Genomic DNA, 15,166 nt, shown 5'->3' on the forward strand with positions numbered 1-15,166 from the left:
CTTTCTTGCTATCTTATCTTACTTTTTTATTTATTAGTATTTTCTTGTTTAATGATAACGTTTTTGTTGATTCCTCTAAATTTAAAATTTAACATTCTTGTTTGTGCGCAATAGTTTTCTTTAAATTTCAATTTTTATTAAAAGTTACATTAAAAATAAAAAGCTATCCGATAGTGATAAAAATCATTATTAGATAGCTTTTTGTCTTTAATTATTCTAATTACTATTTCTATATCCTGATGGAGTTATTCCTACTGCTTTCTTGAAAACTTTTGAAAAATATCCTGATTCATCGTATCCTAAACTTATAGATATATCTATTATAGACATATCTGTATTATCTAATAGCTGCTTAGCTTTTTCTATTTTATATAAATTTATATAATCACTGAAATTCATTCCTGTGTTTTTTTTAAATAATTTACTCAGATAAAAAACACTTAAATTACAAGCTTTAGACACATTTTCTAATGTTATTTTTTCATTATATTTTTCACTTATATAAGTTAAAACTGGATTTAAAACAGTGTTTATCTCTTTACTTCCAATCAATCTTTCCCTAATTATATCATCATGATTATCTTGGCTCATAAATTCTAAGAATTCATTCATAATAATATTTATTTTAGATATATTATTAAGAGTATATAACTTATCATTATATACATTAAGATTTGTATATGCCTTATTTTTATCTCTCATTTTAATAAAAATATTAATCATTCTATTTAGTAAACTTATACATTTATCTTTATAAATATTAATATCCCTATTGCATAACAATTCATATCCATATAATAAATTCTGAAGTAAATCCTTAATATCTTTTTCTTCATTAAAAATTATTTTAGATAGAATCAATAACTCTTTTTCTTTTAATTTATTTTCATTTGTTGCTAGATTTATAATATATTTATTTAACATATTATAAAAATTTTCTAAACTTATTGGTTTTAATATATAATCATCAATATTTAGATCAACTACTTTATTATTGAAATTATAATATTCAATAAGTAATATTATAATTTTATCTTTATTATTTTCTTTTATAATTTTTGAAGCCTCAACTCCATTTATTCCTGGCATCTCATTATCTATAATTATTATATCTGAATTAACTTCTTTATCAATTTCTATTGCTTTTTGGGCATTTTCTAATGCGGCGACAATGTTTATTTTAATATCTAATTTATTAATTATTTTTTTAAGTGCTTCTAGCTCTATTCTCTCATCATCTACTAACATAACATTACACATTAATATTACCTACCTTTCATCAATTGGTAAGCTTATTGTAACTTTTGTCCATTTATTAAAATCACTTACTACATTTATAAAATAATCATACCTATAGAAATTTTTTATTCGTTGTTTTGCAGCCACTATACCGCTTAAAGAGTAATTTATATTGTTTTCTTCAGAATTTATAAACTTTAATTTTTCTTTTGATATTCCTATTCCGTCATCCGTAACTGAAATTATTATGAATTCATCTTTTTTATCTACAACTATATTTACATCCCCAACATCTTCTTTTTCCATAATCCCATGAACTATAGAATTTTCAACAAACGGGAAAATGCTCATAAATGGAAGTTTAAAATTATCTACATTGCCTAAACTAATACTAAAACTTAATCTATCACTAAACCTAATCTTCTGCAAATTTAAGTAATCTAAACAATAATCTAATTCTTCTTTTAATGTAACTACTTTATTAGATTTATAAAATGTATTTCTTATAAATTCTGTAAATCTGTAAGTTAGATCACTTGTTTTTTCTGCATCTTCTATTAATGCTAGTGAATAAATATTATTCATTATGTTAAATACAAATTTAGGACTTATTTGAGTATATAGTGATTTTAATTTTAATTTTTCTAAATTATTTTGTAATTTAATTTGTTCAGTTTCCAATTTGGTAGACTGCTCACTACTTTCATTTAACTTCTTTACAGTTATCTTATGCATCCCTTCTTCTACTAAATATTTTGATAAGTGTAGAATCATTTGGGATATATTTTTAATTTTTTCTAGTGGAATAGTTGGAAGTCTATTATATGCATATATAAGCTCTTGATCTCCTCCTAGATCACAATTAACATTTGTAACACTTTCTAAATATTTTTGTTCATCTTGATTTATAAGAACTTGTCCAGCCATTATATCTCCTATATATTGCCCTTGAACTATAATAGGTACCGCAAAATCTACTAACCCCTTATGACATATGTATATATATGGCTTTCCTGTTCTTGTAGCTTCGATTCCACCTCTTGAATCACATCTTTCACATAATTCTGATTGTTTTTTGTCGCGGCGTATAATACTGCAAAATTCTGTACAGCAACTATGTTTTGTAACAGGTTTACCTTTATAATCAGTAGTTATAATAGAAATTTCTGTAGCTTTTGCAATATCGTCTTGAATATTTTGGAAATCATCGATACTTATTATATCCTTAAGATTAATAATGTTATTCATTCTTCATCACCACAATCATCCTTCTTTTAAATTATGTAATTTTAAACTATATTAACTCATTGTGATAGTTAAACTCACTAGTATCACTTACAACTACAAGAGCTCTCATAAACTTACTACTCTATCATCAAAATAACAGTAGCTAATGATAATAGGCAAGAGTTGAAACCACATTTTCTTAGCTATTTAATATATAGCTAGAAAGTCTAAATGCCTGTATACATCTATTAAAGTGTCTACAGGCATTAAATATTTTCTATTAGGTTCTTTGATAAACTATTTTATTGCCTCTGAAATTTCTGTGAATATTACCCCTAATCCATATGCTCCTGCATCTGGATATCCTAAACTTCTATCACCAACGGTTCCCGCACGTCCCATACGCGCTACTATTTCCTCTGTCTTTTTTGCTCCTTCAACAGCTGCTTTAGCTCCAATCTCAAACGCTTCTTTAAAATTAATGTTTACTTTTGCACAATCTATCCAAGCATCAGCACATGGTACTAGAGCATCTATTAGTGTCTTGTCTCCAACGACAGCTCCTCTTCCAAAAGAACGTTCTCCAGTAGCTTGAATTCCTCTAACTGCTGCCTGTATCATTTCTGCAAATTCTGAAACTGTTAATTCAGTCTTTTCTGATACTTGCTTTCCTGCTGCCCTAAATGCAGATCCCCATATTGGACCTGATGCTCCTCCACAGTATTCCATTATTACTAATGAACATGCATTTAAAAATTCTCCTATTGTTTTATGCTCTTCTAAAAGAATTTGTTTCCATTCCCTTTTTAGCTGCTTAAATCCTTTTGCCACACTCATACCAAAATCTCCGTCTCCAGCGTGAGAATCCAATTCACAGAATGGTACTTCATTTTTAATAATAACTTCACTCATTTTATCAACAATATAAATCATATTATCTAGATTTACTTTTTCATTATTAATACATGCAAATTTCTCACTAGTTTCTACCTCAAAAGCAACTTCATTTTCTGCATCATCACTCTCTTGCAATGCTGCATATTCAATTGCATCTACGGGTCCAGAAACTTTAAATGATGGAGCATCACATTTTTCTGATAATAACTCTTTAAGTTGTCCATCTAGCTTCATTAATGACACCGATGCACCTTGCATATCTATGCTTGTCATATAATTTCCTACAAAAGTTCTACATATATTAATGTTTCTCTTTGCTAATTCTGCGGTGACAGAATTATTAAATAAGTATAATTCTTGTAATGGAGTTCCGCCAAATCCATTAATCAACAACGCAACTTCTTCATTATTTGTTCCATCTATTTTCATATCCTTTAAGATAGAATTTATAATTCTTTCAGCTAGCTCATCAGCTGTAGCTATTTGTTCTCTCTTAATTCCAGGCTCTCCATGAATTCCAACTCCAAATTCCATTTCATCTTCTGCTATTTCAAATGTTGGAGTCCCCTTAGCTGGTACTGTACATGATGAAAATGCAAATCCTAAGCTTCTGACATTTGAAACAGCCTTTTCAGCAATCTTTTTAACTTCTTCCAATGATAATCCTAACTCTGCTGCTGCACCTGCTATTTTATGTACAAGAACAGTTCCTGCAACTCCACGACGTCCAACAGTGTATAAACTATCTTGAACTGCAATGTCATCATCTACTTTAATATAATCAACCTTAATTCCATCTTCACTTGCTAGGTATGCTGCATTTTTAAAGTTCATCATATCTCCACTGTAATTCTTAATAATTAATAGTGTTCCTTTTTCACTACAGGTAGCTTTTATTGCTTGATAGATTTGGATTTGAGATGGTGAAGCAAATACGTCTCCACATACTGCTGCGTCTAACATTCCTTTGCCTATAAATCCTGCATGGGCTGGTTCATGTCCACTTCCACCACCACTTATTACACTAACTTTATTTTTATTAATATTTTTCTTCTTCATAACTTTATATTTTCTTACAAATTCTAATTCCGGATGTGCCATAGCTATTCCATTACACATTTCCATTACTACATTTTCTGCTTTATTCATTATTTTCTTCATTACTTAAACACCTCTATAATAATTTTGTAATATTCAACATATTCTGCGACAATAATTACTTCCAATTCTTAGACCTTTATTGGAAATGAAATAAATCTAGCTTTACATGTAACTAAATTTTATTTAAAGCCATTTCTTTTAATACTATTTTAATTTCTTCTATATTTTTATTCATACTGCATTCAACAGCAGCTGTTATTACACCTTCAACTAAAGGAGCGTCTATAATTTGAATCTTTTCCTTCATAGAATCATCCAAAAATTCTATAGCCATGTCTGTATTCATAAAGGCACTTCCAAGATCAAAAAATATCATTACACCATCTTCGCTATAAACTTTTTCTATGGCTTCAGTTATTTTATTAATACCAGTTCCAATTCTATTATCTTCAGTTCCGCCTGCGGCCTCAATCTTAACCTCTGGTGCCATTTGACCTGCAATATCCTTAACACCTCTCGCTACTAAATCACTATGAGATACTACTACAATTCCAACCATTTTACTTCACCTCACCTCTAAAATTCTTCCACTATTGTATTAAGTATTAGATACATTGAAGTTGCTCCAGGATCTTGATGACCGATACTTCTTTTATCTAAATAGCTTGCCCTTCCTTTTGTTGCAACTATATTTTTAGTGTTTTCCATTCCACTTTTAGCTGCCTCCCTAATTGCAATTAAAATATCTTTTGAAGATTTGTTTTCATCTAAAGCTTTTTTACCTGCTTCTATTGCTGGTGCTAGCGTATCAATCATAGTTTTTTCACCTTCTGTTGATTTTCCCCTCATCTTGATTCCCTCTAAAGACATTTCTAACACTCTTATAAAGTCATTTATATCCATACAGCTTTTCTTTGTAACTACGCTTGCTGCTTTCATAAAAGCTGTTCCATATAATGGACCAGATGCACCTCCAACATTACTTACCAATGCCATTCCACAATTTTTTAATATATTACCTAAATCATCTTCTGAAATGTTATTTACTTTTTCTACAACGGCCTTAAATCCCTTGCTCATGTTAAGACCATGATCTCCGTCTCCAATTGCTGCGTCTAACTCACTTAAATATAATTTTTCTTTTTCTATAACAACACTTATTTTATTTAAAATGTCTTTTAACCTATTACCATTAATCATTTCTAACCTCCTGAAGTATACTTTTAAAATACTTTAAATCCTGGGGTATTAGCTTTTGCATCAAGTAAATTCTTAAGTTCTTCATCGAGCTTCAATATTGAAATAGAAAATCCCGCCATTTCCAAGGATGTCATAAATTCTCCAATAAAAGTCCTATGAATTCTTATTTTCTTACCTTCTAATATCTCACTGACTTTTTTATTAATTATATATAGTTCCATATTTGGAGTTGAGCCTAAACCATTTATAAGAACTGCAACTTCTTCTCCATTATTTATTGTTATGTCATCTAATATTTTATTCATTAAATGTTCTACTATCTGGTCTGCACTTGAAATCTTTTCTCTATGAGTACCTGGCTCTCCATGTATACCCATTCCAATTTCAACCTCATCTTCACCTAAAACAAAATTTGCTTTTCCAGCTGCTGGTACTATACAAGACGATAAAGACATTCCCATACTTCTAACATTGGCTACAGTCTTATCTGCAACTCTTTTTACGTCCTCTAAAGTACTTCCACTTTCAGCCTTAGCCCCAGATATCTTATGAACAAATACAGTCCCTGCAATTCCTCTTCTTCCCGCTGTATATAAGCTATCTTCTACTGCAACATCATCGTTTACAATTACTTCTTCTACTTTTATTCCTTCCATTTCAGCCATTTCTCTGGCCATTTCAAAATTCATAACATCTCCAGTATAGTTTTTTATTACAAGCAAAGTCCCTTTTCCATCATCTGTAGCTTTGATTGCTTCATATATTTGATCTGGAGTTGGGGAAGTAAATACTTCCCCACATACTGCACCATCTAGCATTCCATATCCTACATATCCAGCATGTGCAGGTTCATGTCCACTTCCCCCTCCACTTATTATTGATACTTTATTTTTTGACTTATCTGCTCTAAGTATCACATTTGTGCCATCTAATTTTTTTAAATATTCTGGATAAGCAGATGTAAGTCCATCTAACATGTCCACTAAAACATTATTAGGATTATTTATTAACTTCTTCATTACTTACATGCCTCTTTCTTTAGCTTATAATCTTTACCTATTTTATCTGCTGTAACAATTGCTGCTGCTACTGCCTCAATAGTTATTGGGAATGGCATAGAATAAATTGATTCTTCTTTAATACATGACTTTTTAGCAACTTCCATAAGTTCCTCTTCTGTAATGCTATCTACACCAATATCTGATAAACAAATTGGTAATCCTACTTCTAAGCAAAAATCTAATACTTGATTCAATTCTTCTGTAGGCGCATTTTCTAAAACTAATTGTGCTATTGTACCAAATGCAACTTTTTCACCATGGAAATATTTATGAGTACCTTCTAATATAGTTAGTCCATCATGAATAGCATGAGCTCCAGCTAATCCACCACTTTCAAAACCAATACCTGATAAAAGAATATTTGTTTCTATAACGTTTTCTAAAGCTGGTGTAACTAAATTGCAATCTGACGCTGCTTTCGCCTTTGCTCCATCACTGATAAGTGTTTCATAACATAATTTTGCTAGTGCTAGCGCTGTATTAGTTCCTTTTGCTTCACCACACGTTCCTTCTCTATATCCGCAAGGTAACCCCGCATTTACGTTAGAATATGATTTTGAAGTTGCTCTTGCTTCAAAATATGTTGATAATGCATCTCCCATTCCTGAAACTAAAAAACGAGTTGGTGCCTTTGCAATTACTGTAGTGTCTATTAAAATTACACTTGGACTTTGCTTAAAATAAGCATAGTCATCAAATGCACCTTCTGGTGTGTAAAGAACTGCTGAATGACTTGTTGGTGCATCTGTAGCAGCTATAGTTGGAACTATAATTAATGCTTCTCCTTCTGCAACACATTTAGCTGTATCAATCGCTTTACCACCACCAAGACCAATTGTGCATGCACACTTGTTTTTCCTAGAAAGTTCTTGTAGTCTAGCTACTTCTTCTCTAGAACATTCTCCTTTAAATCCACTTTCTACAAAAGTAATTTCAAACTTTTCACAAGTTTTATTTAGCTTATCCTTGACTCTTGCAACATCATCCTTGTGTGCTATTAATAACGCTGATTTTCCAAAACTCTTAACAAAATAACCTAAGTTTAAAATTTCATCTTCACCTTGTACGTATTTAGTTGGACAAATAAATGCTTTTCTCATAATTGATTTCTCCTTTTCATTCAAATATTTTTAAGTTGCTTTTATTATAATATCGTTTTCAAATAAATACATTGGACTTAAATGACAAGAATTTACGATTTCAAACCGTAAATTCTTGTCATTTAATCGATTAATTGTATTTTTCTATTTATCTGACATTAAATAAATATTGTTTATATAATGAAAAGAAACTGTTTAAAAATGTTCTAATACATTTTTAAACAGTCTCTTAACAATTATTTTTTCTTACAATATTTCCTATAAAGAAATGGCGTTACACCTTCATATTTTTTGAATATTTTTATAAAGTATCCTACTTCACTAAATCCAAGTTCATCACTAATTTCATTAATCTGCATACTCGTTTCCTCTAATAAGCTCTTTGCCCATTCAATTTTTAGTTTAGATACATACGTTGAAAAATTCTCTCCCATTTCCTTTGTAAACAATCTGCTAAAATAACTTATGCTAATATGACAAATCTTGGCCATTTGATCTAATTTAACGTTTTCACTTTTATGTTCATAAATATACTCTATTGCTGGTTTTAAATTATCATTTACTTTAACATTATTATCATTACTTAAAGTGCTATCTTTAATATAAGCATTTATTATAGCATTAGACATTTCTTTTTTTGCATTTTCAATATTCTTTATTGTATAATCCTTCAATGTGTTTGAATCTATTTCAGAATGTCTTTTCATTACCTTTTGATACATATCTGAAATCAAATTTTTTTCTAATGACTCCTCTACCAAGTAGTTGCATAAAGAAAATAACATATCGGCAATTTTATTTACTTCCTCATAAGATAATACAGGCAATTCATAGTAATATGCTTTAAAATCCTCCAAAGCCTTTTTAGCTATGGAGTTTTTAGGTAAAACTACTATTTGCTCTAATATGCTTTCAGCATCGGCATTTAATAATTTTACCTGTCCTGCCATAACTGCCCCAATATATTTACCTTCAATCATTATTGGAATAGCTATATCTATTATATTGTAATGGCATAAATACATATATGGTTTATTTAAGCGGACTGCCTCAAGCCCACCTCTCGAATCACACTTTTCACAATACTTTACAAGTTCCGAATTACCTCTTATTTCATTACAAAATTTATGACATCCACTGTGCTTAGTAACTGGATTACCTTTATAGTCAACGATTATTATTGCCATCCTTGTAACTGCTGAAAGAGATTCTTGTAGACTGTCCCATTTTTCTAAATCTATAAGCTTTTTTAAATCAAAACTATTTTTTATCAATTTTTACTGCTCCTCATCTCTATCAATAATATACATATTATTTTATCATATTACAGCAAAAATATATTAATTATTTTATATATTAGTATTCTCTTTTAATGCTAAATCGAAGCAATATTTCAATAATTAATTAGCTCCTAATACCCAAGGCTCCTGAATAGTGGTCTTTAAATTATTATAAGCATTAATGAGTGTTCTTAGTGATGAATCTAACTGCTCGCTTTTTAGAACTAAAGCATTATAATTATTTTCTGTCATCAACCCTACATCCACTTGTGTCTTTGCATATTTAAGTTTTGTGTTAGTTGACTTTATTGTATCATTTAAGTCATTTATTTTATTTTCCAAGTCAAGCAACGTTGAATAAGCTTGCTTTAATCCATTTTTCAGACTCTTTTTTGAATCATCAAGCTTAACTTGTGCTTCCTCTACTCCATACTTACCATCTACATATGCTCCATACTTACTAAGATCCAGATAATACTTCAATGCATTTTTTTCATAATTTATAATTTGAAGAGCATAAGAACTAAGTCCAATAGAATAAGCACCTTCGTCTAATTCAACTGCTCCTGTAGCATCATCTTTTTTCATATATGAAGCTGGAGATGGAATTCCATCAGATGGCATGCTTGGAATATCTTTATTCATAATATCCTTTACGCCATCATCCTTTAAGTCATCTAAATAATCCTTTGTAAGATTAATTAATTTCTGATTATATTTCAAATAAGTTTCAATTTTATCATTTATGTATTCATCACTTGAACCATCAATTTTAAATAAATTATATTCTATATTGGGGTCTAAAGTATAATTTGATAAATTCAAATTAGTTAAGACTCCTAAATAATCCATACTATCCTTTAATGAATTTTCCTTTGAGGTTATATCATTTTTTAAAGAATTAATTTCAATCTGCTTATCCGTTAATTGATTTGAGGTTGCCATGCCTATTTGCACTTTTGTTTTAATAGTTTCTAAGTCTTTATTTTTTATATCTAAATTTGTCTTGGCTTGTCTTATATCTATTTGTTTTATAATAATTGCATTATACTTATTAGTGATGTCACTCGATATTTGATCTTGTAAAAAATCTTTCGACTGATTTGTTTGTTTTTCTAGAAGCTCAAGTTTATCATATGGAAAATCATATATTTTTTCACCAAGGCTCTCATAAAAGTCATTAGTTTTATCCTGAATATCTTCTTTCTTTCTGTACATGGATATTTGCTGAGACTTCAAATTTAAATCTTCACTATTAGTTATAGCTGCATTTATAACCTGATCTAAAGTAAGAATTGGTTTACCGTTAGATGATTGTCCATTTATTATTTGGGCACTTACTATTTCATTATTTTTTTGATTCTCTATTGCTAAGACTGGATTTATACTTCCGCTTACTATACTTAATCCAATTCCAATAGCAACTATATTTTTTATATTCTTCTTCATTTATTCTTCCCCCTTGTATTAAATATTTCCAATTAATAGATTCATAATTCCATTTGAATAAACATATAGTGTTCCACAATGAGAACTGAACTTATGTGAATATCAGCCGAAATTGAATCCATATTTGTTCCATGCGACTATGAAATATATCCTAACTAAAAATAAGAATTATGCTTTTGTGAAATGTTTCATTAGGGATTTGATGGTTTTGATTCTTAGATTAGAAGTTGTTCCAAGTATGCTAGTTCAAAGCTCGCCTTTGAGGCTAGCATGTTGGGTGCAACTTGTGATCTTAGAATCATCCATCATAATTTCCTTAGAAACTGGAACAACAGCATAATCCTTATTTCGGCGAGCTATTGCATAAGTTCGGGTCTATCATAAGTTTCTATTGATATTTTTTCGTCTTCTTCCTTTGATATCTTCTTATTTCTATATTTACTCAGTGCAATTCTAGCTGAATATAATACAATCCCTATTAAAAACCATTCTTCTGCATACATTATTCCACTTTTTATATATGGTAATATAACATCCCATCCAACTGCTTTTAAGTTTATGAATTTTAATGGAAGTGCTACATTCATAAATGGCCAAATATTTTTAATTATTCTAGGAAGTCCGCTAGGCATTGCATACTCTGGGAATGGAATTCCACTAGCTAAAAAGGTTACTATATTTATCATGGTAAAAAATTGAGTGAAATATATTAAATTATCAAATAATGCTGCAAATAAAACTCCAATAGCTGTAACGTCAATAAGGAATATTAAAGTCAACGTCAAGTATTCTAATATATTTCCACGAAGAGGCAAATCAAAGTATTTTCCTAAAATGCATAAGGCAATTAAGCTTGAAAATACTGATATAAAAAGAATCATTAAAACTCTTGCTAAAAGAATAAGTATGTTTTTCACAGTATCTTTTGATTTAAAATTGATTAAAGTTAGCTTTTCTCTAGTTTTTATTAAAGCAGGCACTAAAAATGTCATAAGAAAAGTTCCCTGTAGCAGATATGGTACAAGAGAATACATCAGGTATCTTATATAGCTAAGCTGTGGTTCATAAAGAACACGCTCACTATATGAAAAAGTCGTAATGGCTTTCTTTGCATTATATGGCATCATATTTTTCCCTTCAAATACTTTAAGTTGAATTCCAGCATTTATAGTTCCTGTGACTCCATTACAATATGCATATAAATTACTTCCAACAACAACGTTTGTTTCATCTATTAATAATGCAACACTAGGGGATTTCTTTTTGACAACATCTTTGTTAAAATCTTTAGGAATAACCATTCCCCCACTAACCTTTTTCTCCTTAATCGCTTGTTGTAATTCTTCTTGTGAATCTGCATAATAATTAATATTAACACCTGGACTCTTTTTAAGTTCTTCTATTATAGTACTAGATAAAGATGAGTTATCCATATCTACTATTCCAAAAGGAATATTTTCAATATAGACTTTACTGAAAATACAAGCCACAAAAATTACTATACTAATGTGAAGTAAACTAAGTGAAATGATACTTTTTTTATCTCTAGCTAGAAACTTCAGAAACCTCATCTTTTTTCCTCCTTCTAATAACTTTATTTAAAATTTTCTCTTTAATATTAGTTCTTTTCTTTGAAATACTTTTAATTAGCAGTATAACTAACATAATAATCCATGTGAAAATCATATATTTTATCAAATAATATAGATTAGGCACTACATAATTAAAATTTAATCCTAAAAGAGATAAGTCTCTCATTGGAATTCCATAATATAGGAATGGAATAATTTTAGATAATTTTTTAAACATCTCAGGTGCAGCCATTAGTGGAAATGTATACCCTGACAGTAAAACAAAAGATGAAGCCATAAGGCTAGAGCTACTCACTGCTTCTAGCTTACTTTTTATAATCAATCTAAATAAAATCCCTAAATTTATCATAGCAATACTAAAAGTTATAGTTAATGCAATTCCAGCTTTAACTGATCCTCTATAAGGCATTTGAAAATATTTATATTGTATAAACATCAATAGAAAAATTGAAATTGAACCTATTAATCCAAAAATAATGCTTTTAATTAATAAGAAAAAATAGTTTTCTTTTTCCTTTACTAATAATGCGCCAAGTGAAATAATTCCTATCTGGGCAATTCCAATTAACATTCCTTGAAGTAAAAAATTAGCTGTGCTTCTTGCTGAATTCCCTAAAAATATAGAATCAGTTTGTATGGGAATAATATTATTTTTAATTTCCTGAGGCATTATCCCAAGTTTACCTTCCCCAATCTTCATTAAATAACTAACTTTAATAGTCCCTAAAATTTCAGCTATTCTAGTCTTACCTGCACTTACTGCTGACATCTGGGAACCATCATAGCAAACCATGATTTTAGGGGCCTTTCCATCGTTTAAGTCTTTAGCAAAATTTGCAGGAATGATAATACCAACCACGACTTTCCCTTCATCCATTGAATTTTTAACATCATTATCATTCTCACTATAATTAACTACATTAAATACTTCGTTTGTATTTATTTTAGTAATAAAATTTTTACTCAAAGCTGAATCATCATGATCAACTATCATTGTAGGGACATTTTTTACTACATGTTCACTATATGTATAACCTAAAGCATAACTAGAAATAGCTGGTATTATCAAAAGTAACATAACAGAAACTATAATTTCTTTAGACTTTATAAATCTTTCTTTAAGCTTCGATACTATTTCCTTCATACCTATTCTCACATCACTTTCCAAAATCAACAAAAGCAGTCATTCCAGAACGGAGTGGCTTATCGTTATCAGTCAATTCAACTTTAACACCATAAGATAGTACATCAAATTCACCATTATCATTTGTTGCTCTTTTAACTGCAAAATCAGCATCTTTATTAATTCTAACTACTTTCCCCTTAAATTCCTCGTCCTTATATGCTGGAATCTTTACAGAAACTTCTTGTTCTAAGTCTACTTTAGATAAATCTGTTTCTCTAACATTACATAATATTGATGGTTCATCAGTTTTAGTAACTACAATAAGCTGCATTCCTGTTGATATAACTTCTCCTGCTTCAACATTGACTTGTGTTATTGTCCCATCTTCTGGTGCGGTAACTGTAGCATAATTAAGATTTACATTAACTCCTTGAAGTGCTGCTTCCGCCTGTTTTATTTGCCCTTCAACTGCTTCAACTGATGCATTTGCCTGATCTACTTGTGCCTGAGCAGCCTTTATATCTTCTGGTCTTGCACCGCTTTGTGCAATATCATACTTATCTTTTGCTACCTGCATTTGAGTTTCAGCATTATCAAAATCCGATTTAGGAATTGAACCTTGATCATATAAAACTTTTAGTCTATCTACAGTTATCTTCGCAAGATCATAAGCAGACTTAGCTTGGTCAATTTCTTCTGGTCTTGCACCATTTTGAGCTAACTCAAGCTTTGCACTTGCAGCATCCCTAGCTGCCTGCGCAGCATTTAGCTGAGATTTTGCTGTTTCAATTTGAGCTTGTACTTGAGCTTGTTGAGCTGCCAATGTATCACTATCAACTATAAGGAGAACATCTCCTTTCTTTACATTATCACCTTCCTTAACTTTAATTTCTTTGACCTTTCCAGGAATTAATGTATTTACATTAACATCTGTCATGTCAACATTTGACTGCACTATTAAATTACTCTGAGTCTGCTTTACTAGCTTGTCTCCAGTTAATGTAGATACTGGCGTGCATCCTGTAAATATATTAGCTACAACCATTGAAAATACTACTAATGCTGCATTTTTTACTTTCATAAAATTCCTCCTAAAATATAATCTAGAAAACTTTATTTTCTAAAATTTAAACCTCATAAATTGTATATTTATTGTTAACTTAATTAGGATTAATACATATATTGACATTATATTTTTTATGAATTATCCTTTATATAGACACAGGTCTATTATAGAAATATGTGGATTCTTATTCAATAATCAATATTAATGGATAAGTCTGTTAATAAACTAAAATGGTAAATTTGTCTATTAAATGGGGGATTACAAATGACAGATAGGCGTAAAAGAAAAACACAACAAGCTGTTCAAACTGCTTTTGCTAAATTAATATCAAATAAAGATATAAAAGATATTACTATAAAAGAATTATGTGAAGAAGCAGACATTAATAAGAGTACATTTTATTTACATTACAAAGATATTTACGATTGTGCAGATAGTTTTATGAATTATGCCGTCGATAAAACCATTAAAGTTATAGAACCTTATGATTTTACCGAGTTAATAAATCACATGCCAGAAATAATTGAAAAAACATTAGATATATTTAGGGAAAATAGGGATCTTTATGTTCCATTTTTCAATTCACCAAGGCACTCTTTTTCTATGTATAAGACGAAACAGCTTATTATTAAAAAGCTTTTAGAAAAAACTCAAAATGATGAAAAATCAAGACTTGTAAATAAGAGTAACATCTCCTTTATTGTATGTGGACTTTTTGGTATTCTTGAACAAATAGAATTTGATGAAATAACTCCTGAAATAACTTCAGTACTAACATCTAAAATTCAAAATGGATTTATTCCTTCTAAAGATAATCATTAATTTAAC

General features: G+C 29.6%; 13 protein-coding genes. 1 reads left to right on the forward strand and 12 read right to left on the reverse strand.

The window, feature by feature from the left end:
* Positions 1-216: 216 nt before the first annotated feature.
* The 12 genes from F3K33_RS19830 to F3K33_RS19885 all read right to left on the reverse strand — a co-directional run bounded on the left by F3K33_RS19830 (position 217) and on the right by F3K33_RS19885 (position 14,353).
* Entirely contained in the window at positions 217-1,260 is a 1,044-nt protein-coding gene (locus F3K33_RS19830; protein ID WP_039769672.1) for a response regulator transcription factor, read from the reverse strand.
* 9 nt (positions 1,261-1,269) lie between these two features.
* Complete coding sequence (locus F3K33_RS19835) at positions 1,270-2,487, reverse strand: PocR ligand-binding domain-containing protein (RefSeq protein WP_039769670.1); 1,218 nt, start codon at positions 2,485-2,487, stop codon at positions 1,270-1,272.
* Between the two features lie 276 nt (positions 2,488-2,763).
* Complete coding sequence (gene dhaK / locus F3K33_RS19840; RefSeq protein ID WP_069187748.1) at positions 2,764-4,524, reverse strand: dihydroxyacetone kinase subunit DhaK; 1,761 nt, start codon at positions 4,522-4,524, stop codon at positions 2,764-2,766.
* 112 nt (positions 4,525-4,636) lie between these two features.
* Positions 4,637-5,023, reverse strand: coding sequence for a dihydroxyacetone kinase phosphoryl donor subunit DhaM (gene dhaM / locus F3K33_RS19845; protein ID WP_023976754.1), 387 nt, complete (start codon positions 5,021-5,023; stop codon positions 4,637-4,639).
* A gap of 17 nt (positions 5,024-5,040) precedes the next feature.
* Entirely contained in the window at positions 5,041-5,664 is a 624-nt protein-coding gene (gene dhaL / locus F3K33_RS19850; RefSeq protein WP_039769668.1) for a dihydroxyacetone kinase subunit DhaL, read from the reverse strand.
* A gap of 23 nt (positions 5,665-5,687) precedes the next feature.
* A complete protein-coding gene (dhaK, locus tag F3K33_RS19855) occupies positions 5,688-6,683 on the reverse strand; it encodes a dihydroxyacetone kinase subunit DhaK (protein WP_039769667.1) in 996 nt (331 codons plus the stop codon).
* On the reverse strand, positions 6,683-7,825 hold the full coding sequence (locus tag F3K33_RS19860) for a glycerol dehydrogenase (RefSeq protein ID WP_039769665.1): 1,143 nt from the start codon (positions 7,823-7,825) through the stop codon (positions 6,683-6,685). Before F3K33_RS19860 ends, dhaK (F3K33_RS19855) begins: the two co-directional genes overlap by 1 nt.
* A 236-nt stretch (positions 7,826-8,061) precedes the next feature.
* Positions 8,062-9,099: a PocR ligand-binding domain-containing protein gene (locus F3K33_RS19865; protein ID WP_039769664.1), complete on the reverse strand. Its 1,038-nt coding sequence runs from the start codon at positions 9,097-9,099 to the stop codon at positions 8,062-8,064.
* Between the two features lie 126 nt (positions 9,100-9,225).
* Entirely contained in the window at positions 9,226-10,554 is a 1,329-nt protein-coding gene (locus F3K33_RS19870; RefSeq protein ID WP_023976760.1) for a TolC family protein, read from the reverse strand.
* Positions 10,555-10,910: 356 nt separating this feature from the next.
* Positions 10,911-12,125 carry an ABC transporter permease gene (locus F3K33_RS19875; protein WP_023976761.1) on the reverse strand — a complete coding sequence of 405 codons (1,215 nt, stop codon included), beginning with the start codon at positions 12,123-12,125 and terminating at the stop codon, positions 10,911-10,913.
* Positions 12,100-13,290 carry an ABC transporter permease gene (locus F3K33_RS19880; protein WP_174775798.1) on the reverse strand — a complete coding sequence of 397 codons (1,191 nt, stop codon included), beginning with the start codon at positions 13,288-13,290 and terminating at the stop codon, positions 12,100-12,102. The genes F3K33_RS19875 and F3K33_RS19880 overlap by 26 nt, the downstream gene beginning before the upstream one ends.
* Before the next feature lie 13 nt (positions 13,291-13,303).
* Positions 13,304-14,353 carry an HlyD family secretion protein gene (locus F3K33_RS19885; protein ID WP_039769662.1) on the reverse strand — a complete coding sequence of 350 codons (1,050 nt, stop codon included), beginning with the start codon at positions 14,351-14,353 and terminating at the stop codon, positions 13,304-13,306.
* Between the two features lie 249 nt (positions 14,354-14,602).
* Between F3K33_RS19885 and F3K33_RS19890 the strand changes: the two genes are divergently transcribed.
* Positions 14,603-15,160: a TetR/AcrR family transcriptional regulator gene (locus F3K33_RS19890; protein WP_039769659.1), complete on the forward strand. Its 558-nt coding sequence runs from the start codon at positions 14,603-14,605 to the stop codon at positions 15,158-15,160.
* The last annotated feature ends 6 nt before the right edge of the window (positions 15,161-15,166 follow it).

Origin of the sequence: Clostridium beijerinckii (genome assembly GCF_008705175.1) — a bacterium.
Lineage (GTDB): Bacteria > Bacillota > Clostridia > Clostridiales > Clostridiaceae > Clostridium > Clostridium beijerinckii.

Bases quoted from the DNA above. Each gene is read 5' to 3' on its own strand.
- dhaM (WP_023976754.1), bottom strand. From the start codon at position 5,023: ATGGTTGGAATTGTAGTAGTATCTCATAGTGATTTAGTAGCGAGAGGT.
- F3K33_RS19890 (WP_039769659.1), top strand. From the start codon at position 14,603: ATGACAGATAGGCGTAAAAGAAAAACACAACAAGCTGTTCAAACTGCT.
- F3K33_RS19875 (WP_023976761.1), bottom strand. From the start codon at position 12,125: ATGAGGTTTCTGAAGTTTCTAGCTAGAGATAAAAAAAGTATCATTTCA.
- dhaK (WP_039769667.1), bottom strand. From the start codon at position 6,683: ATGAAGAAGTTAATAAATAATCCTAATAATGTTTTAGTGGACATGTTA.
- F3K33_RS19860 (WP_039769665.1), bottom strand. From the start codon at position 7,825: ATGAGAAAAGCATTTATTTGTCCAACTAAATACGTACAAGGTGAAGAT.
- dhaL (WP_039769668.1), bottom strand. From the start codon at position 5,664: ATGATTAATGGTAATAGGTTAAAAGACATTTTAAATAAAATAAGTGTT.
- dhaK (WP_069187748.1), bottom strand. From the start codon at position 4,524: ATGAAGAAAATAATGAATAAAGCAGAAAATGTAGTAATGGAAATGTGT.
- F3K33_RS19885 (WP_039769662.1), bottom strand. From the start codon at position 14,353: ATGAAAGTAAAAAATGCAGCATTAGTAGTATTTTCAATGGTTGTAGCT.
- F3K33_RS19830 (WP_039769672.1), bottom strand. From the start codon at position 1,260: ATGTGTAATGTTATGTTAGTAGATGATGAGAGAATAGAGCTAGAAGCA.
- F3K33_RS19870 (WP_023976760.1), bottom strand. From the start codon at position 10,554: ATGAAGAAGAATATAAAAAATATAGTTGCTATTGGAATTGGATTAAGT.
- F3K33_RS19835 (WP_039769670.1), bottom strand. From the start codon at position 2,487: ATGAATAACATTATTAATCTTAAGGATATAATAAGTATCGATGATTTC.
- F3K33_RS19880 (WP_174775798.1), bottom strand. From the start codon at position 13,290: ATGAAGGAAATAGTATCGAAGCTTAAAGAAAGATTTATAAAGTCTAAA.